This is a genomic window from Alicyclobacillus acidocaldarius subsp. acidocaldarius DSM 446, from assembly GCF_000024285.1.
Classification (GTDB): domain Bacteria; phylum Bacillota; class Bacilli; order Alicyclobacillales; family Alicyclobacillaceae; genus Alicyclobacillus; species Alicyclobacillus acidocaldarius.
Window position 1 is genome coordinate 1,064,164 of sequence record NC_013205.1, and the last position, 18,185, is coordinate 1,082,348.

Annotated in this window: 17 protein-coding genes; 13 read left to right on the forward strand and 4 right to left on the reverse strand. The window is 63.8% G+C overall.

The features are described from left to right. Positions 1-19 precede the first annotated feature (19 nt). Complete coding sequence (locus tag AACI_RS04950; protein WP_008339414.1) at positions 20-454, forward strand: RrF2 family transcriptional regulator; 435 nt, start codon at positions 20-22, stop codon at positions 452-454. Between the two features lie 26 nt (positions 455-480). On the opposite strand, the gene AACI_RS04955 is transcribed toward AACI_RS04950, so the two are convergent. Then, the gene (locus AACI_RS04955; protein ID WP_012810377.1) at positions 481-762 is read right to left on the reverse strand and encodes a hypothetical protein; all 282 of its coding nucleotides are present in this window, start codon (positions 760-762) and stop codon (positions 481-483) included. A 463-nt stretch (positions 763-1,225) separates the two neighbouring features. On the opposite strand from AACI_RS04955, the gene AACI_RS04960 reads away from it, so the two are divergent. From AACI_RS04960 to AACI_RS04990, 7 genes are all read left to right on the forward strand, one after another. Continuing rightward, positions 1,226-1,615, forward strand: a complete 390-nt coding sequence (locus AACI_RS04960; RefSeq protein ID WP_012810378.1) for a YqkE family protein — start codon at positions 1,226-1,228, stop codon at positions 1,613-1,615. Between the two features lie 16 nt (positions 1,616-1,631). After that, positions 1,632-2,507, forward strand: a complete 876-nt coding sequence (locus AACI_RS04965; protein ID WP_012810379.1) for an inositol monophosphatase family protein — start codon at positions 1,632-1,634, stop codon at positions 2,505-2,507. 38 nt (positions 2,508-2,545) lie between these two features. After that, entirely contained in the window at positions 2,546-4,051 is a 1,506-nt protein-coding gene (locus AACI_RS04970; protein ID WP_012810380.1) for a nicotinate phosphoribosyltransferase, read from the forward strand. A 65-nt stretch (positions 4,052-4,116) separates the two neighbouring features. Then, a complete protein-coding gene (locus AACI_RS04975; RefSeq protein ID WP_012810381.1) occupies positions 4,117-5,091 on the forward strand; it encodes a 4-hydroxy-3-methylbut-2-enyl diphosphate reductase in 975 nt (324 codons plus the stop codon). Beyond that, on the forward strand, positions 5,088-5,312 hold the full coding sequence (locus tag AACI_RS04980; RefSeq protein ID WP_148213736.1) for a hypothetical protein: 225 nt from the start codon (positions 5,088-5,090) through the stop codon (positions 5,310-5,312). Before AACI_RS04975 ends, AACI_RS04980 begins: the two co-directional genes overlap by 4 nt. Positions 5,313-5,815: 503 nt before the next feature. Next, positions 5,816-7,369: an APC family permease gene (locus AACI_RS04985; RefSeq protein ID WP_174260450.1), complete on the forward strand. Its 1,554-nt coding sequence runs from the start codon at positions 5,816-5,818 to the stop codon at positions 7,367-7,369. Positions 7,370-7,491: 122 nt separating this feature from the next. Continuing rightward, entirely contained in the window at positions 7,492-8,592 is a 1,101-nt protein-coding gene (locus AACI_RS04990; protein ID WP_012810385.1) for a M24 family metallopeptidase, read from the forward strand. Positions 8,593-8,617: 25 nt separating this feature from the next. Here the strand turns inward: AACI_RS04990 and AACI_RS04995 are convergent, their stop codons facing one another. Genes AACI_RS04995 through AACI_RS05005 form a run of 3 tightly spaced genes read right to left on the reverse strand, consistent with a single transcriptional unit; the run spans position 8,618 to position 9,741 of the window. Then, on the reverse strand, positions 8,618-8,932 hold the full coding sequence (locus AACI_RS04995; RefSeq protein ID WP_012810386.1) for a YfhH family protein: 315 nt from the start codon (positions 8,930-8,932) through the stop codon (positions 8,618-8,620). Between the two features lie 15 nt (positions 8,933-8,947). Next, a complete protein-coding gene (locus tag AACI_RS05000; RefSeq protein ID WP_012810387.1) occupies positions 8,948-9,409 on the reverse strand; it encodes a hypothetical protein in 462 nt (153 codons plus the stop codon). Next, positions 9,406-9,741: a YtrH family sporulation protein gene (locus AACI_RS05005; protein ID WP_008339378.1), complete on the reverse strand. Its 336-nt coding sequence runs from the start codon at positions 9,739-9,741 to the stop codon at positions 9,406-9,408. Before AACI_RS05005 ends, AACI_RS05000 begins: the two co-directional genes overlap by 4 nt. Before the next feature lie 142 nt (positions 9,742-9,883). Between AACI_RS05005 and AACI_RS05010 the strand changes: the two genes are divergently transcribed. The 5 genes from AACI_RS05010 (at position 9,884) to AACI_RS05030 (ending at position 18,090) form a co-directional block, all read left to right on the forward strand. Next, positions 9,884-12,733, forward strand: coding sequence for a DEAD/DEAH box helicase (locus AACI_RS05010; RefSeq protein WP_012810388.1), 2,850 nt, complete (start codon positions 9,884-9,886; stop codon positions 12,731-12,733). Continuing rightward, a complete protein-coding gene (locus AACI_RS05015; RefSeq protein ID WP_012810389.1) occupies positions 12,730-13,407 on the forward strand; it encodes an SWIM zinc finger family protein in 678 nt (225 codons plus the stop codon). The genes AACI_RS05010 and AACI_RS05015 overlap by 4 nt, the downstream gene beginning before the upstream one ends. Before the next feature lie 102 nt (positions 13,408-13,509). Continuing rightward, complete coding sequence (locus tag AACI_RS05020) at positions 13,510-14,718, forward strand: Y-family DNA polymerase (RefSeq protein ID WP_012810390.1); 1,209 nt, start codon at positions 13,510-13,512, stop codon at positions 14,716-14,718. Continuing rightward, positions 14,715-14,957 (forward strand): DUF6504 family protein, encoded by a 243-nt coding sequence (locus AACI_RS05025; protein WP_012810391.1) that lies wholly within the window; start codon positions 14,715-14,717, stop codon positions 14,955-14,957. The genes AACI_RS05020 and AACI_RS05025 overlap by 4 nt, the downstream gene beginning before the upstream one ends. A gap of 13 nt (positions 14,958-14,970) precedes the next feature. Beyond that, entirely contained in the window at positions 14,971-18,090 is a 3,120-nt protein-coding gene (locus tag AACI_RS05030) for a DNA polymerase III subunit alpha (protein WP_012810392.1), read from the forward strand. Positions 18,091-18,185: the final 95 nt, after the last annotated feature.

The following is an 18,185-nucleotide window of genomic DNA, read 5'->3' on the forward strand; positions in this document are numbered from 1 at the left end:
CGCGGAACGGAGGGATAACTTGAAGATTTCAAGCCGCACGGAATACGGACTCCGGGCCATGGTGGCGCTTGCCAGAATGGCGGGGCATGAGCGCCCGGTGCCGCTCCGGGCCATCGCAGAGGCGGAGGCCATCCCGGAGCCGTTTTTGGATCAGATCATGGCGAAGTTGCGCCGGGCGAATCTGGTGACCAGTGTCCGCGGTGTGAATGGTGGGTATCATCTGAGCCGGCCGGCGGAGGAGATTTCGGTCGGGGAGTTGGTGCGGGTTCTGGAGGGATCGCTCGCGCCTATCGCATGTGTGGACGACGCCGACCCCGATAGCGCGTCCTGCGATTTGTACGCCGGCTGCCACGCGCGCAGCGTGTGGGTACGGGTGACCAAAGCCATCGCGCGAGCGCTGGACCAGCTTTCGCTCGCCGACGTCATGCACGACGACGTGCCGCTTCAGGTGTAGAAGCGGCACGTCGTCGTTTTCTGCGTTTAATTCGTAAACCCGAGATCGAGCTTGGGCAACTGCTGGATTTGTTCGACGGCCTTGTCTCGCTCGTGGCACGCGTCCAGATATGCAAGGTAGACCTGTTTGATGGACGGGTGTTTGTGGAGGATAACAGGATCGACCAGCAAGTGGTGTTCGTCTGCGTCATACGAAATGTGGTTGCTGGGGTTGTAGCCACAGTCGCGCATTTCGTTGAGCAACGCCGCCAGCGTGTCCTTCACCCGAAAATGGGCGTTGGACCAAGCGTCTGAGCGGTAGACCTCCATTTCCGCAGCCCCCCTTCATGCCGTCTTCCCGTGTAAAAGGCCATCTTATCACCAGTATACTGCGCCGGACGGCAATTCGCCAGTTTTTCCATGAAGCGCGGAGGGACGGCTCAGGAAGGTCGGTGCGCGACGGCCTCGGCCGCACCGGGGCAGCGAGCGGTGCGCAGGTGGGCGTGCAAGACGTGCGGCACGAGAAGAATGGGCATCGCGCCGCCGCCTTGTCGCGTTCAGACGCTCCGGGGGATGAAGGTCTCAATGCCGACGACCACGACGGCCACCCAAAACAGCACCCAGAAAAAAGTCCGCAATGGGAATGCGCCTCCTCTGCTTGTCATCGGACCAAACTACGGGTATTGTAGCAAATCGGATGGGCAAGTTCATCCCGCGCCTGTCGGCGCGTGGCGAAGATCGTTCGGCACCCGGCGGGCTTGCGCAGCCAAGCCGGGGATTGGGGGCATGTGCGATGGCCAAACGGAGACCCTTGAAACGACGGGATGACGACGGACTCGACAAGCCCGCCTACGCGCGCGGCGAATCGACAAAGCCGCAAGAGGCGGAACAAGATACGCCCAAACGGTCGACGGTGCAATTGGAGGAGGTCCTCAAGGGCGACGCCGCGGAAAAGCTCCTCGCGCTGAGAACCTCGCTGGAGCCGAAGGAGTCGATTGCGGAGGCGCCTCGGAAACCCGAACGTCCTTCGACAAGGAAAGCTGGCACAAGGCGTGCCGAGCCGGACGTGGAGGAGGAGTTGTCCTTCGAAGAGCTTCTCAACCCGCGCGACGACAGCGAGTCGTTCGAGGCGCTGTTGGAGCAGTCGAAGCTCGATTGGCGCTTCTTCAAGGGCGACGACTGAGAAGGGATTGTGACTCATGGTGGAGGCGTCTTACGTTTTGCTCGCCTCAGCCGCGTTTCGAGCAGCTCGCGCGGCGGGCGATCACATGATCAAGCGCTATCGGACCGAGTTGGTGGTGGAGACCAAATCGTCGCTGGCGGACGTGGTGACCGACGTCGATCGCGCCTGCGAGGAGGCCATCCGCCGCACACTCTCCGACGCGTTTCCTCATCATCGCGTTCTGGGCGAAGAGGGCGTCCGGCCCGGGCGGGAAGCGGCGGTCGAAGCCCTGGCGAATTGCCTCGACTGCACGGATCTCTGGATTGTCGATCCGCTGGACGGCACCACGAACTTTGTCCATCAGCTGCCGCTCAGCGTCGTCTCCATCGCGTACGCGAGCGGCGGCGAGGTGAACTTCGGCGTCGTCCTGGATCCCTATCGGGGCGAGTGGTTCTACGCGCTCCGCGGGCAAGGCGCGTATGCCGCGGGCGATCACGACGTCCGCGCGTGGCTCGCCGCGCCGTCCGAGGATTGGCCGGGCAAGCGCATGCGCGTGTCCGGGGTGTGCGAATTGCGGCGCGCGGTCATGGCCACGGGGCTCCCCGTCCGGCACCGCGATCGAAAGCGCGTGATGCAAAGAGCTACGGACGTGATCGCCGAGGTGAAGAGCCTGCGAACGCTCGGCGCGGCCGCGCTGCACCTGGCTTACGTGGCCGCCGGGCGCATCGACGTCTTCTGGGAATTCGATCTCAACGCCTGGGACATCGCCGCGGGGGCGCTTTTGGTCCAGGAAGCAGGCGGCGTCATCCAGTCGATGCAAGGCGAACCCTATTCGCTCCGCGTGCGGGACGTGTGCGCGGGATCCGATGGCGAGATGCTCCGGGCGCTCGGGGCGCGTCTTGCAGCCGAATGAGCAAGGCCATCAGTCGAGCCAAGGATGGGGATGAGGGGATGGATATCAAGGAGCGCGCGAGGGCGCGCGTCGAAGAGATAGGAGCGTTGCCGGTGTACCGCGATCGCCATCTGACGCTGCTCACGGACCTGTATCAATTGACGATGATGTACGGCCACTTTCGTGCCGGCCGCCACGAGACCCGCGTGGTGTTTGACCTGTTCTACCGGAAGAATCCTTGCGGCAACGGCTACGTGATCGCGGCCGGACTGGAACAGGTGGTGTGGTACATCTACAACCTCGCGTTTTCGGAGGACGATCTCGCCTATCTGCGGTCGCTCGGGATGTTCTCCGAGGACTTTCTCTCCTATCTGCGCCATTTCAGGTTTCGCGGAGATGTCTACGCGGTGCCCGAGGGCACGGTGGTGTTTCCGAACGAGCCGATCCTGCGCGTGGAGGGGCCCATCGCGGAGGTTCAATTGATTGAGTCGGCGGTGCTCGCGTTCATCAATCATCAGAGCCTCATCGCGACGAAGGCGCGGCGGATCGTCGAGGCGGCGAGGACGAACGTCAGGCATCCCGGGAGCACCGTGATTGAAATGGGGCTCAGGCGATCGCAGAACGCGGACGCGGCCGTCTTCGGCGCGCGCGCGGCGTTCATCGGGGGCTGCGTGGCGACGAGTAACGTGCTGGCGGCACAGTCCTACAACATCCCTGTGGCGGGCACGCAGGCGCACAGTTGGATCCAGAGCTTCCCCAGCGAGTACGAGGCGTTTCAGGCGTACCGCGCCGCGTTCCCGGACAACACCGTCTTGCTCGTCGACACGTACGACGTGCTGAGGAGTGGCGTTCCGAACGCCATCCGGGTCGGCCTGGAGATGAAGGCGGCGGGTCAATCCCTCAAGGCCATTCGAATTGACAGCGGCGATCTCGCTTATTTGTCCAAGCGAGCCCGCCAGATGTTGAACGACGCAGGGCTCGCGGACGTGCAGATCATCGCGTCGAGCGATCTCGACGAGTACACCATTCGCGATCTGCTGACGCAAGGGGCCGAGATCGACGCCTGGGGCGTGGGCACGCGGCTCATCACGAGCGAAGACTGCCCTTCGCTCGGCTGCGTGTACAAGCTCGTGGCGCAGCAGTTTGGCGATCGGATGGAGCCGAGGATCAAGATCTCCGAAAACCCCAACAAGATCACGAACCCGGGCAAGAAGAAGGTCCTGCGCCTGTACGTGAACGGATCGGCCACGGCGGACCTCATCGCGCTCGACGAGGAAGTGTACGATCCGTCCGAGCCGCTCGAACTGTTTCATCCGATTCATACGTACAAGCGCAAAGTGGTGCAGAACTACGAGATGGAGGAGCTGCTTCGCCCGGTCTTTGTCGGCGGTGAACTGGTCTACGAGCTGCCGACGGTGCAGGAGATCCAGGCGCGCGTGGAGACGCAGCTGTCCGCGTTCTCGTCGGAGGTCAGGCGACATCTGAATCCGCACGAGTATCATGTGGACCTGTCCAAGCCGCTCTGGGATTTGAAGCAGCGGCTGCTGCACGAATGGCGGCGGTAGGAAACGCGCGAGAGGCGTGCCCTGCGCCCGGCGTTCGGGTATGATGGAGACGAGGGGGCGAGCGTATGGAGGTCGTCAAAATTACGCCGCGCGGCTACTGTTACGGCGTGGTGGACGCGATGGTGATCGCCAAGCGGGCGGCGGAAGACAAGCGTCTGCCGCGACCCATCTACATCCTGGGCATGATTGTGCACAACCAGCACGTCGTGGACGCGTTTGCGCGCGAAGGCGTGATCACCTTGGACGGCGCGGATCGCTTGTCGCTGCTCGAGAAGATCGATCGCGGGACGGTCATCTTCACCGCGCACGGCGTGTCGCCGGAGGTGAAGCGGAGGGCGCGGGAGAAGGGCCTGACGGTGCTCGATGCGACTTGCCCAGACGTCAACCGAACGCACGAGCTGATCCGGGAAAAGGTCGCGCAAGGGTACGAAATTGTCTACATCGGGCGGCGGGGCCATCCCGAGCCGGAGGGCGCCATGGGCGTCGCGCCGGGACACGTGCACCTCGTGGAAAACAAGGAAGACATTGAAGCGCTGTCGCTTCAGACGGATCGGATTGTGGTGACGAATCAGACCACCATGAGCCAGTGGGACACCCGCGAACTGACGGAGATGGTGTGCCGCAAGTACCCCACGGCCGAAGTGCACAACGAGATTTGCCTCGCGACGCAGCTGCGCCAGCAGGCGGTTGCGGAACAGGCGGGCCAGGCCGACTTGTGCATTGTCGTCGGGGATCCGCGCAGCAACAACTCCAACCGCCTGGCTCAGGTCGCGGAGGAGATCGCCGGGGTCAAGGCGTATCGGGTGGCGGACGTGACGGAGATCAACCCCGAGTGGCTGATGAACGCCAAGCGGGTGGCGGTGACCTCCGGCGCGAGCACGCCGACGGCGGTGACCAAAGAAGTCGTGGACTACCTGGAGCAGTTCGATCCGGCCGATCCATCGACCCATCGGCCGAAGCGCACGCTCGACCCGAATCGAATTCTTCCCGTGTTGCGAAACGAGCGCATTCGCCAAGGCGTGGAGCGCGAGGCGACATGAGTCGGTGGCTGTGGGCGATGGCGGTGGCGAGCCTGGTCGTCTCGATAGGTCTGTGGGCGTGGCGGCTGCGCGTGCCCAAGGGTGCGCGCGGCCGTGGATTGCTCACGTTCTTTACGTGGCTCTGCTGGTTGGGGTTTCTGTCGCTCGCCGGCTATGGCGCGGGGGTTGTGGCGGGCGATCGCGGCATCAACCTGCTTCACGTCTTTCACATCTCTCGCTAGCGCGTCGAAAGTTGCCCCGGGGACGCGATGGGCGTGTCGGAAAACGTATCATGCGGTGTGCAGTTTCTTTCAGCGATGTGTGAAGGAGTTCAATCGTTCGTAGTGCGCAATTTCAGGATAGCGCTTTCATTTCGACAAGAATCGAAAAAATTTTTGCGCGGAGGTGATCTCGAGGTTCGACAAACGGACACAGGGTGATATAATAGCTCCGAGGCGGCGCGGAATTGAAAGAAAACTTTACATATTTGAAATGGGAGGTGAATTGGGAGGAATGGCACGACGGCGTGCGAGACGTGCGCCACGCAGGGCGCAAATGCAAGGCGCAGGCGCCTGAGATTGGACTTTTGCATTGAATTTTCGTATTTGATCAACAAAATGCGCCATGCATGTGACAAGAGCGGAGGATGAGTCGAGGAGCGCCGCGAAGACTTCGGAGTGCAGACACTACGACGTTAGGGGGATGCTTTTTGCAGCAAGGCAAACTTCGAAAACAACTTTCTCTGATGGATCTCACATTCGTCGGATTGGGATCCATTATCGGGTCCGGGTGGCTGTTCGCGTCCGCGCGAGTCGCTTCCACGGCAGGGCCTGGCGGAACGTTGAGCTGGCTCATCGGTGCGATTGCGGTCATCCTGTTGGGCCTGATATACGCGGAGTTGGGCGGTTCCATTCCTCGCGCGGGCGGTTCCGTGCGCTATCCGCTGTATTCGCACGGCCCGCTGATCGGGTATTTGCTCGGATTTGCGTCGCTTGTCGCGTTTTCCAGCGTCGCGGGCATCGAGGTTGAGGCGGCTCGCCAGTACGCGACGGCCTGGTGGCCTCAGCTCACACAGCCTCAGAGCAGCAATCCGACAGTGCTCGGATGGTTTGTGCAGTTGGCGCTTCTCGCCATCTTCTTTGCGATCAACTACTTCGGCGTCAAGCTGTTCGGGAAGACCAACACCATCATCACAGCGTTCAAATTCATTGTGCCGGTCATCACGGTCATCACGCTCCTCACGCAGTTCAAGGGCGTGAACTTCCATTCGCACGGCTTTGCGCCGTTCGGCTTCTCGGGGATTGAGGCGGCGGTTTCCACGTCGGGTATCATCTTTGCGTATCTCGGGTTCCAGCAGTCCGTGGGCTTTGCGTCCGAAGCGCGCCGCCCGCAGCGCGACGTGCCGATGGCGATCATCCTGGCTGTGGTGTTGTCGGCCGCACTCTACGAACTCTTGCAGATCGCGTTCCTCGGCGCTGTGCCTGCGGATAAGATCGCTCAGGGCTGGGCGAATGTCGACAACGTGTTTAAACTTCCGTTCCACGACATCGCGGTGGTCCTTGGCTTCACGTGGCTCGCATGGCTCATCCTGTTTGACGCGTTCATCTCTCCTTCGGGCACGGCGAACATCTACCTGTCCGCAACCACGCGCGTCATCTTCGGTTGGGCGCGCAATCGCACGTTCTTCAAGGTCTTTGGCAGCGTCGACGAGAAGACGGGCGTTCCGCACGCTGCGCTGTGGCTGGCATTCGTCATGGCGATTTTCTGGACGCTCCCGTTCCCGTCTTGGGGCGCGATGGTCAACGTCGTCTCTGCGGCCACCGTCGTGACGTACGTCGTGGGCCCGGTCTCCGCGCACGCGTTCCGCAGGACGGCGCCGGACCTAGAGCGCCCGTTCATGCTGAAGGGCATGTCCGTGATTGGCCCGTTGTCCTTTATCGTCGCCTCGCTCATCGTGTACTGGACCGGCTGGAGCACGGATTCGTGGCTGCTTGGATCCATGCTGGTGATGTTTGTGCTGTATGTCATCTTCCAGCGCTTCGTGCCGAAGGACGTGGTGAGCTTTGGCGATCAGCTCCGCGCCAGCTGGTGGCTTGTGGCGTACTTCGTCGTCATGATTGTGCTCTCCTATCTCGGGACGTTCGGGGGAATCAAAGCCCTTCCGTCTCCATGGGATCAGATCATCGTCGTGGTGGTGTCTATCGCGCTCTACTACTGGGGTGTGAATTCGGCGCTGCCGAAGCCGGTGTTTGACGACGATCAGGTCGCGGAAGAGGACATCAATGCGGCTGTGATTTGAGATAGGTTTGTGGGCTCGGCCGATCTTCGTATCGGTCGAGCTTTTTTGGTGCGCCCAGGCGGCGAGCATGGAGGTGGCGCGGTACAATGGAAGGAGCGCGCCAGGCAGGTAGGAGGGGTCACATGGAGATCTTTGAGCATCGGAGAGCCAGACTTGCGAATTCGTGTTCGGAATGCGGCTGGAAGTACGCCGTCCTCACGCATCCCGCAAATTGGCACTATTTCACGGGTGTTCGGTTGGAGGCGGGCGAGCGCCTGGCGTGTCTCGTCATCTCGGACCATGGCTCTGCATTCGCCATCGCGCATGAGATGTTCGCCGCCTGGGTTGAGCGGATGGGCGTCCCATACGAGCTGTGGCGCGACGGGGAAAATGCGCACGCGCTCCTTGCGGACCGGCTTGCCGAGGGCTCGAGGGTGGGGGTCGACGGCGGTCTGCCTGCTCACCATTTGCTTCCTCTGATGAGGGAAGCACGTCTTTGTTCGTTTGACTTGGCCGACGCCGCCATCGCGAGCTTGAGGATTCGAAAGGACGCGCGCGAGATCGAGCTCCTCTTGGAGGCTTCGCGGCGGGCGGACCGAGCGGTCGATCTCGTCCGGGCTCACATTCGGCCCGGCGTCTCGGAGCTCGAACTGGCGGACACGCTCGCCCGCATTTGGCGGGAGGTGGGAAGTCCCGGCATGTCGTTTCCGCCCATTGTGGCGGCTGGCGAGGGCGGCGCCGAGCCGCATCACGAACCCGGCGCTCGGCGCATCTCGCCTGGAGACGTCGTCATCGTGGACACGGGGGGCTTCTGTGAGGGCTACGTGAGTGACATCACGCGCACCTTCGTCCTGGGCCAACCTCCGGCGGAGTTTGCTGCGGTGTACGATGCGGTGATGCGGGCCAATCTCGCGGCCATCGCGGCCGTGAGGCCGGGTGTGAAGTTCTGTGAGATCGATCGCGCCGCGCGCGGCGTGATCGAAGAGGCGGGATTTGGCGCCTACTTCACGCACCGCACAGGACACGGGGTCGGCCTCGATATTCACGAGCCACCTTATGTGGACGCGGCGAACGACGGCGCGGTGGAGCCGGGGATGGCCTTTAGCATCGAGCCAGGGGTGTACTTGCCAGGGAAGTTCGGCGTTCGCATTGAAGATCTGGTCATCGCGACGGAGGACGGAGCGCTCGTGCTGAATCGGGCTCCGAAACGGCTGGAGGATGTGATGCTTTCGGCGGAGGCGTGAAGGTGTGAGTGAGGCGTGAGCACATTCACGCCTCGTCCGCTTCCTCCAGTTGCGCGATGGGCACGGCTGTCGTCTCGCCCGTCATCTGTCGGATGCCCCAGGCCATGACCCCTTCGATGGCGGTGACGGTGAGGCGGTCGTATTCCTCGGCGATCCGATAGGTTCGCCCAATCTCGATGTGAACGTCATCCTTGATCTCGTAACTCTTCGCGAGGTACCAGCGGGTCATGTAGATTTCGTATTCGCTCCAATTTTCGCGTTCATAGGCCTCGCGGCCTTTCCGCTGTAGCTCGGCCATCTCCCGCCGCAGTTCTTCCTTCGACATCTCGCTGTACAACATGGCACCATCACTCTTTCACGACTCGGCTTGCAGGTCTCCTCGAACGAACAGGTGCAGCGTGTCCCCCGTCATTATAGCCGCTGTGACGTGAAGCCGGTAGCGCCGCGTGCCGACCGGGACCGTTTGCACGTTGAGCACGGCCGACGGCATGTACGGGTTGTCGTACAGGAGTTGCATCGGTTTCCCCAGGAGGAACGAGAGGCTCGCGAGGGTCTGCCTGCGGATGGCTGTCTGGACCTCGGGCGGCGTGTTCGGCGGACATTCGACGAGAATGCGCCGGAGCGTGCGCTTGCCTGGTTCCGATTGTTCCGCGATGAGGAACTGGTTCTCCGTCTCCAATTGATCGATCGCCTGGCGCAAGCTGTCGACCTCCATGTGCATCCGATGGAGGTCGCGCGCGCTGTACACCGTGGCGGCGAGGAGGCCGGCGAGAAACGACAGCGCGGCGATCGCGACGGTGGATCGAACGCGGGTCATGACGACGATCGCCCCTCCGTGAGCCATTGGATCACGATGTAGCCCACGTGGCAGCCAAGAAAGGCGGCGAACAGGTAAATGAGCTGGCGGATCATGGGGCCGATGTGCAGGCCGAACACGCCGCGATCGATCACGCGGAGGACGTCCATCGATCCGCCGAGCGCGGCGACGATGGCCCACACCTTCAGGTCGGAGGCGAGGGTGTTCATGGCCGCCTGCGGATCGTGATGGGTCAGAAGCGCCGCGAGACCGCCGAACAGCGCCCCGCCGATGACAAGCCCCATCGAGACGAGGAAGTCGAGCACGCAGTTTTCAGCGATGCTGTTCCACAAGTCCAATCGCCTCCGTGGACGAGGCTTTGCTTCATCTTTACGCGGCGCACCCATCCCGCATGTGCAAAACCCTCGGGTTTCGGCGCACCACGAGAGGTGTTATGATCGAGAGACAGGACATTTCAGGAACGGGGGCGCGTGGATGGACCGGATCGCGCCAGAGCGGATCGAGAAGAGCACGGGGCGCGAGGTTGGCCTGGCGGACGCCCTGCGCACCTGGCAGGCGCGGGCGCTCGATCTCGCGCGGATCATCGTGGAGAAGGGCGACGTGGTGGCCGTGGCGCATGGGGAGCGGATGGCGGGGCGGGATGTCGCCCTGTGGCTTCGCCAGGTGGCGCAAGGGAGAGCGGCGGGCTTTCCGTCGGGTGAGGCCAGCTTCGTGGCGCGCTGGGTGCCCGCGTGGACGTCGGATGCGCTGCTTGCGCTTCGCTATCGCCTCGTGTCGTGTGCCACTCGCGGCACGTTGGCGCAGGTGTATCCATTCCCGGCAGCCGTGGATGCGCTGCTGATTCAGCTCGTGGACCGCGAGCTCAGGCGGCGCATCTTGGAGGTGGATCTGCGCACGCCGTCCGGCAAAGGGTACAGCGTCATGTATCGGGGAGAGAAGGAAGCGCTCGCCGCGTGGGCGCGGGCGCTTGTCGGCGCGCCGCGTTTCGTGGCGGATGGCTGGATCGTGAGCAGGGAGTGCGAGCGGGCTCTGGCAGGATCGGGGTGGGGTCGCTCGGATTTCGACGACGACAGCGGGCGGATCGCCTACGATCTCGCCTTTTCGCTCGAGCCCCCGGGCGATGATCTCGGTGGGGATTGGGCGCTTCGCTTTGAACTTCGCCACCGTTGGACCGGCGAGCGAATCCCGCTTTCGGCCTACTGGCAGTCCCCTTCCCGGGAAATGGCCGCAAACGGGGATGTGCTCGTGGCGCCAGAGCGCTTTTTTCTGCCGAAATTGCGGGAGGCGGCGCGGCTGTGTCCCGCCATTGCGCGGTCCCTGCGCGCGCCTGCACCAGAGCGAGCCCTGCTCCACCCCGATGAGATGGCTCGGTTTGTGTCGCAGGAGCTTCCTGCGCTGCGCCGCGCTTCGTTCGCCGTGGAGACGCCGGCCCTCGAGGAGGCGCGGGACATTCGCATCCGCGTTCGTCTTGAGCGCATGGACAGCGGCGATTCTCGGCGCGGAGGTGGGCGGAGAGCGGAGGGTGTGCCGAGGTTCTCCGCGGATGCGGTCGCTCGATTCGATTGGTCCGTCGTGATCGACGATCGCACGCTCACGCCGGAGGAGTTTCGCCGGATGGTGGAAAGGCAAACGCCGCTCGTGCAGGTGGATGGGGTCTGGCGCCTCGTGCCGCTGGCGGATCTTCTGCGTCAGGTCGAAGTGCTGCCGGAGCGCGGCGAGGCGGTGGGCCCCCTCGAGTGGATGCGCGCGCATGCCCTGACTGCGCACGACGGGCCGGGGAAGATGGAGGTGGACCAGGAGGCGCCGCGCGCCGCTCACTGGGTGGACGTGTGGGCGCTCGGCCGGGACGCGGAGCCGGAGCCGGTGCCGGCTTCGTTTCGAGGCGCCCTGCGCCACTACCAGGAGCGGGGCTACGCGTGGCTCATCCATCTCAGGAAGCTTGGCGTCGGCGGTTGCCTGGCGGACGACATGGGCCTCGGCAAGACCGTGCAGATGATCGCGTATTGGCTTTGGGTCAAGGAGCGGGGCGAGGCGTCAGGGCCCCATCTCCTCGTCTGCCCGACTTCGCTGGTCGCGAATTGGAAAGCCGAGATCGAGCGGTTTGCCCCTGATCTCTCGGTGTATGTGCATCACGGGCCCTCGCGAAATCTCGACCGGGCCTTCGCGGACCCTGTCGATCTCGTCATCACCACGTACGGGACGCTGCTTCGAGACGGCGAGGCGTTCCGTCGGCGCGCGTTCGACTGCGTCGCCATCGATGAGGCGCAGGTGGTGAAAAACGCGTCGACCCAACAGGCGCGGGCGCTTCGGGCGTTGGCGAGCCGTCACCGCGTCGCGCTCACGGGCACGCCTGTGGAAAATCGGCTCGACGAGCTGTGGTCGCTCATGGATTTTTTGAATCCTGGTTATCTTGGATCGCTGCGCTGGTTTCGAACGACATTCGGTTTGATCGCGGAAGGGCGGGATCTGAGCGGCGTGCGCATGCGCCAGCTTCAACTGCTGCTTCGCCCTGTGCTTCTGCGCAGGCGAAAGAGCGATCCGACGATTGCGCCGGAGCTGCCGGAGAAGTGGGAAGTGGAGGAGCGCGCGCTCTTGACGGCCGAGCAGGCCGCGATGTATCAGGCGCTGGTGGATCGGATGTTCGCGCAGATCGCGCGCGGCCCAAGCGCCATGGCGCGAAGAGGTGCCATTTTGACCACGTTGCTCCGGCTCAAGCAGGTGTGCGATCACCCGGCACTCATCTCGGGCGGGCGGCCTTCTGTCAAGCGGAGCGGAAAACTGCGGAGCCTCTTGGATCTCCTGCGCGTGGTGGTGGACGGCGGGGAGGCGGCGCTTATCTTCACGCAGTTTCGAGAGATGGGCGAGATGCTGTGCGCAGCGGTGGAAGATGAATTGGGATTTCGGCCTGTGTTCTTGCACGGAGGCATGTCTGCCAAGGCTCGGGGCGAGATCGTCGAGCAATATCAGGCTGGACGGATGGCGTCGCCCGTGCTCATCCTTTCGCTGCGAGCGGGCGGCGTGGGCCTGAATCTGACGCGGGCGAATCACGTGTTTCACTACGATCGATGGTGGAATCCGGCGGTGGAGGATCAGGCGACGGATCGCGCGTATCGGATCGGCCAGTTGCGCGGCGTGGAAGTGCACAAGATGATCTGCGTGGGGACGCTGGAGGAGCGGATTGACGAGATGCTGCGGGCGAAGCGGGCGCTGTCCGACGTGGTGAGTCGCGTGTCGGAGGACTGGGTGACGGAACTCGACGACGAGGCGCTGTACCAGTTGTTTGCGTTGAAGCCGGTCGGCGTGATGGAGGAGGATGAGCCGTGAAGCGAGGCCCGTACGCGTCGCGCTGGGAGCCCGTGCTGGCCGAGGTGGATAAGTCTCATCTTCGCGCCGCCACGCGCCTGGCGATGTCGGGGGCGGTGCGCGCGAGAGTGTGGGACGGGGACGGCTGGCGGGCGGTGGTCGAGCGGAGCGGCACGCGGCGCGCCTTCGACGTGTGGCTGCCCAAGCTGGCGGATTACGCGGGCCACGCGCGCGACGTGGCGCGCTGGCTCGCGATGCGCCCCGATTGGCTGGCGGCGCATTACGCGGGGGAGTGGGATGAATCGTTTCTGGAATTTCTGTCCGCGCACCAGGTGGAGGTGGTGCCGACGCGCGAGACGGTGGTTCGGTTGCGAGCGCTGTCCACCTGCACCTGCGAGGAGACGGATCCGCTGTGTCCGCACGTCTTGGCGGTGCTCCTCGCGTTCATCTGGGAAGCGGAGGGGAGCCCACTTGCGGCGTTTCGAATGGTCGGGATCGAAGTGGAGCAGCTGCTCGATCTCGTCCAGGAGGAGACGGCCGTGCTCGCGGGTGCCGCGGGGGCGTCGGGACGCACCGATGTTCCTGAGGCGAGCGGGGGGCTTTGGGCGTGGAGCCCCGAGGAATGGTGGGAGGATGCGGCGGTTCGCCCGCTGGGGAGGATACGGCCCGTCGTTCGATCCGAGATTCGCCCATGAGGGCGGATCTTTTCTTTTGGCCGAGGAAACGAACGTATGTTTGCATTTTGCGAGCGCGAGGGTATAATGAGGGTATAGAACATTTGTTCGGTGGTGGGGCGGATGCGATACAGTCTGTACGGCGAATGCGAAGGGCTGCTGGGCGAGGGCCAAGGCCCGTTTGTCGTCGAAGAAGGAGGTGTGGTGGTCGATGCCTCTCGCACCGCTGCGCGGGCGGGGGTGCGGCCGGGAATACCGGTACGAGAAGCTCTGGCGCTCGTCCCGGGCTGCCATGTGGAGTCGGCTTCAGGCGAATCGACATCCTGGAGGCATTTGCGCCAAGTGCTGTGGTCGCACACGCCGTGGGTGGAAACGCATCCGGACGAGCGGCGGTTTTGGATCGAGCTCTCCGGACCACGCGTCCCCCTCGCGGAACTCAGGCAGATGGCGCGCGATATCCGCCTGGGATTGACGGAGGAACAGCGCGTGGTGCTCGCGCTGGCCAAGACGCCGTGGCAGGCTCGTATGCTCCTCGCGTGGAGCCGGCAGGAGCGGGTGCCGGGGGCGCTGTACCGAAAACTGGGCACCGAGCCGCTGGTGGTGGCGCCGGATTTGCTGAACAGGGACGCTGAAGCCTTCTGGATTCGCGCGCCCATCGCGGCGTCGTGGTGGATCCCTGACGATGCCAAGGCCGAGCTCCTCTCCCTAGGCGTCTTCCGCCTGAAAGATCTGGCGGAGATCCCGGAGGACGTTTTATGCGCCCGCTTTGGAGAGCAGGCGCGGATCTGGCGGATGAACGGCATGGGAAAAACATCTCTTCGGCCGGATCGCCCGCCGGAGGCGTGGAGCGCGTCATGGCGTGGAGACGCGGAAGGCGTGCCTCTCGAACAGGCGAAGATGCGGGTGCGCCTATGTCTGGAAAACCTTTGTGGCCATCTCGCGCGATTCGGGCTGGCCGTTCAAACACTGTCCATCGCTTTGTGGGCCGAAGCGCGCGAGATTCGATGGCAAAAGCGGATTGCAAAGCCAACTCCTCGGCCGGACGCGCTATGGGCCCAGATGGCGTGGCCGGAGGAGGTCCATCGGGCGCAGCGGATTTGGAGCGTCGAATTGTGCGCGACCGAGGTGGCGCAGCTTCGCCCGGTGCAGGTCAGTCTGTTGGAGCAAGGGGAGGCGCTCGACGCCCTCGAGGCGCGGGATTCGGCGAACCGACTCGAGCGGTTGAACGCGTGGGATCAGTGGATGGCGAGGTGGCCGAAGTTGCAGCGGGGCATGACGGCAGATTTTCGCGAACGCCGCCTGGCGCTGTTTCTCGCCGAGATGGCGCGTTGAGCCGCTTGGTGCGCAGGCCCTTGGCCGTGCTGCGATGGAAAGATGATCTCCCGCTCTCGTTCGTGTACGAAGGCCAGAGACACCAGGTTCGGTGGATCCTCGATGAATGGTGGGAGATGGGCGAATGGTGGAGAGCGGGGCGGGATCGGCGGATGGTGCGCGTGTGGACGGATGTCGGCGCGTGCATGGATTTGGAATGCGAGGAAGGCGTCTGGCGCGTGTATCGCATTTGGGATTGAGGCGGGGGGCGCGATGTTTGTCCATCTCCACTGTCATTCTCCCTATTCGTTTCTCGACGGGGCCTCCAGCATCGAGGCGCTGGTCGCGCAGGCGGCCGCGCAGGGTATGCCTGCGTTGGCCTTGACGGATCGAAATACCATCGCGGGTCAACCCGAGTTTCATCGGCTGGCCGCCGCGTACGGCGTGAAGCCCATCGCGGGCGCGGAGCTGACGATGGAGGACGGCTCGCAGCTTGTGGTCCTGGCGGAACATGCGACGGGGTTTCGCCATCTATGCGAGCTTCTCACGCGCATGCACGTGGACGCTCGGGATCGCGCGGATCCCAGGCTGCGGGAAGCGGATCTGTTCGAGCGGAGCGAAGGGCTCCTCATCTTGTCGGGCGGACTGCGCGGGTTCGTCCAGCGCGCCTTGGCGCGGCGCGCGTACGGTGACGCCCGGCGGTTCGTGGAGCGATATCGGAATGTGTTCGGGGATCGGTTTTACCTCGAGTGGACGGCCGACGGGCTCCCCGGCTGCGCGCGGCGCATGCGGGATTTGCTCGATCTCGCCGAGGCGACGGGCGTGCCCGCCGTCGCGGCGACCGAGGTTCGCGCCGCCAGCCCGGAGGAAGTGGCGGTGCACGATGTGCTCACCTGCATCCGGGTGGGGTGCGATCTGCAGACGCCACACCCTGAGCGCCCGTTTAACCGCCTGGGGTATTTGCACGACGAGGCCGAAGCGATGCGCAGATTCGCGCAAGATCCTCGAGCCATGGCGCGGACGGTCGAGATCGCCGAGCGGTGTTCACCCGTGTTTCCCGCGGAAGGACCTCTGTTTCCCGAATACCGAGATGCGTCGGGGCGAGGCGGGGTGGAACTTCTCGAGCAACTCGTGTGGCAGGGGGCGCGGAAGCGATACGGAAAGGTGAGTCCCGAACTTCAAATGCGCCTGGAACACGAGTTTGCCATCATTCGCGATCTCGGCTATGCCGATTACTTCCTCGTCGTTTGGGACATCGTCCGATATGCGAGGTCTCGCGGCATCCGCTGCGCGGGCCGCGGCTCTGCGGCCGACTCCGTGGTCGCGTACTGCCTCTATCTGACGGATGTGGACGCGCTGAACCGAAATCTGCTCTTTGAGCGATTTCTCTCGCGCGAGCGAGCGGAGCGGCCGGACATCGACATCGACTTTGCGAGCGATCGCCGGGACGAGGTCATCGACTACGTGTACCGGCGCTACGGGCGCGATCGCGTAGCGCGGGTGGCGACGTATCAGACGTTTCGCGCGAGATCCGCCGTGCGCGAGGTGGGGCGCGTTTTCGGGATCCCCGAAGAGCTCCTGGATCAGTTGGCCAAGCGAATCCCGTGGTCCACGCACGCCGACGAAATTGAAGAGGCGCTGGAGCGGGTGCCCGAGTTGCGGGATTTTCAGCCTTATCGGCGCGCGTTTCAATGGATGTTGGCCGTCTCACGCCAGATCGCGGGATTCCCTCGCTACTTCGGGACGCACACCGGCGGGATCGTCATCAGCGGGGAGCCGCTGATGAAGGTCACCAGCTTGCAGCCATCGGCCTCGGGTTGGTTGATCACGCCGTACGACAAGCGGCTCCTGGAAGACGTGGGCCTCGTGAAGCTCGACCTCTTGTCCCTTCGAACCATGGCGGCTGTGGAGGGGGCGCTCCGCCTCGGCACGGCGCGCGCGGTCGATTACGATCACATCCCCATGGACGATGAGGCCACGTTTGCCTCCATTCGCCGCGGGGACACCATCGGCGTCTTTCAGCTGGAGAGCCCCGCGCAGCGGGCGCTGCAGGTTCGGCTTGGCGCGGAATCCCTGGAGGACTTGGTGGCGAGCGTTGCGCTCATTCGCCCCGGGCCCATCCAGGGCAATATGGTCGATCCGTTCCTGGCTCGCCGGCGCGGACTGGAGCCTGTGAGTTATCTTCATCCGAAACTTGAACCCATTCTCGGCAAGACCTACGGCGTGGTGTTGTTTCAGGAGCAGGTGATCGAGATTGCCACCGCTATCGCGGGTTTTACGCCGGGCGAGGCGGACGAACTCCGCCGCGTGATGAGCCATGCGCGCAGCCGCGCCGAAATGGAGCAAATCGGCGAGCGATTCGTCCAGAAAGCCGTGCGCCAGGGTGTGCCGCTCGAGACCGCGAAGACCCTCTTTTCCTACGTCCGCGGCTACGCGAGTTACGGATTTTGCGAGGCGCACGCGGCGGCATTTGCCACCACGGCCTACAAGACGGCCTATCTCATCGAACATCATCCGGCGAGTTTCTTCGCGGCGGTGCTGAATCAGTTGCCCATGGGGTATTATCCGGCGCACGTGATCTGCGCGGAAGCTCGAAGGCGCGGCGTTCGAATTCTGCCTGTTGACATCAATGAGAGCGAATGGGACGCAGGCGTTCCCGAACCGGACGCCATACGCCTCGGATTTCGGCTCATCCGTTCGTTCTCGGAGCGCGTGGCGCGCGCACTCGTCGAAGAGCGGCAGGCTTTTGGCTCCTTTCGAAGCCTTGCCGATGCGGTGATGCGCCTGCCCCAGGCGGACGCCCTTCACTTCGAGCGCCTGATCCGCGCAGGCGCATTCGATCGCGTCGAATCCCGGGATCGCCGAGAGCTCCTGTGGCAGCTTCCGAGGTGGCTCGCGCTTCGAAAGGAGAAAGCTCTGGCGCTCTTCGACACCATCTCAGCTCCAAGCCCAGCGGAAGACGCGATTCGCCTCCCGCAAAGCATGCCGCCCATGAGCTTGGCCGAGCGCATTGCCGACGAGTATTCGGTGTTGGGCGTCGGCGTGAGTGGACATTGGCTGTCGCTGTATCGGGAGGCACTTCGAAACGAGGGGTATTGCACGCTGGCCGAGGCGGGCGAGAAGCGGGAGGGTGCGAGGGTCAAGGTGGCTGGGCTTTCGATCCGGCCGCATCGACCCCCGACGAAAAGCGGAAAGACGGTCGTCTTCTTCACTTTGGAGGACGAGACGGGGATCGCGGATGCCGTAATGTTTGAGACCGTGTACCGCCGCGAAGGGGCCGTGTTGTTCACGCCGTTCGGGAGATTGATCGGCCTGTCGGGCGTGATCGAGCGGCGCGGAGGGCTCAAGGGGCAGATCCGCGTCGAGCACATCTGGACCCTCGCATCCGGCTGAACGAAGATGTCGAGGCATGCGGCCTGTTTACGATATTGAAACTCATACCATTGGAAACAGGAAGCGGTGGGCGCGTGGCGAATGGAAAACCCGTG

Bases quoted from the DNA above. Each gene is read 5' to 3' on its own strand.
- AACI_RS05000 (WP_012810387.1), bottom strand. From the start codon at position 9,409: ATGACCCGCGTTCGATCCACCGTCGCGATCGCCGCGCTGTCGTTTCTC.
- AACI_RS04990 (WP_012810385.1), top strand. From the start codon at position 7,492: ATGGAGATCTTTGAGCATCGGAGAGCCAGACTTGCGAATTCGTGTTCG.
- AACI_RS05030 (WP_012810392.1), top strand. From the start codon at position 14,971: ATGTTTGTCCATCTCCACTGTCATTCTCCCTATTCGTTTCTCGACGGG.
- AACI_RS04980 (WP_148213736.1), top strand. From the start codon at position 5,088: ATGAGTCGGTGGCTGTGGGCGATGGCGGTGGCGAGCCTGGTCGTCTCG.
- AACI_RS05020 (WP_012810390.1), top strand. From the start codon at position 13,510: ATGCGATACAGTCTGTACGGCGAATGCGAAGGGCTGCTGGGCGAGGGC.
- AACI_RS04960 (WP_012810378.1), top strand. From the start codon at position 1,226: ATGGCCAAACGGAGACCCTTGAAACGACGGGATGACGACGGACTCGAC.
- AACI_RS04985 (WP_174260450.1), top strand. From the start codon at position 5,816: ATGGATCTCACATTCGTCGGATTGGGATCCATTATCGGGTCCGGGTGG.
- AACI_RS05010 (WP_012810388.1), top strand. From the start codon at position 9,884: ATGGACCGGATCGCGCCAGAGCGGATCGAGAAGAGCACGGGGCGCGAG.
- AACI_RS04970 (WP_012810380.1), top strand. From the start codon at position 2,546: ATGGATATCAAGGAGCGCGCGAGGGCGCGCGTCGAAGAGATAGGAGCG.
- AACI_RS04955 (WP_012810377.1), bottom strand. From the start codon at position 762: ATGGAGGTCTACCGCTCAGACGCTTGGTCCAACGCCCATTTTCGGGTG.
- AACI_RS04995 (WP_012810386.1), bottom strand. From the start codon at position 8,932: ATGTTGTACAGCGAGATGTCGAAGGAAGAACTGCGGCGGGAGATGGCC.
- AACI_RS04965 (WP_012810379.1), top strand. From the start codon at position 1,632: ATGGTGGAGGCGTCTTACGTTTTGCTCGCCTCAGCCGCGTTTCGAGCA.
- AACI_RS04975 (WP_012810381.1), top strand. From the start codon at position 4,117: ATGGAGGTCGTCAAAATTACGCCGCGCGGCTACTGTTACGGCGTGGTG.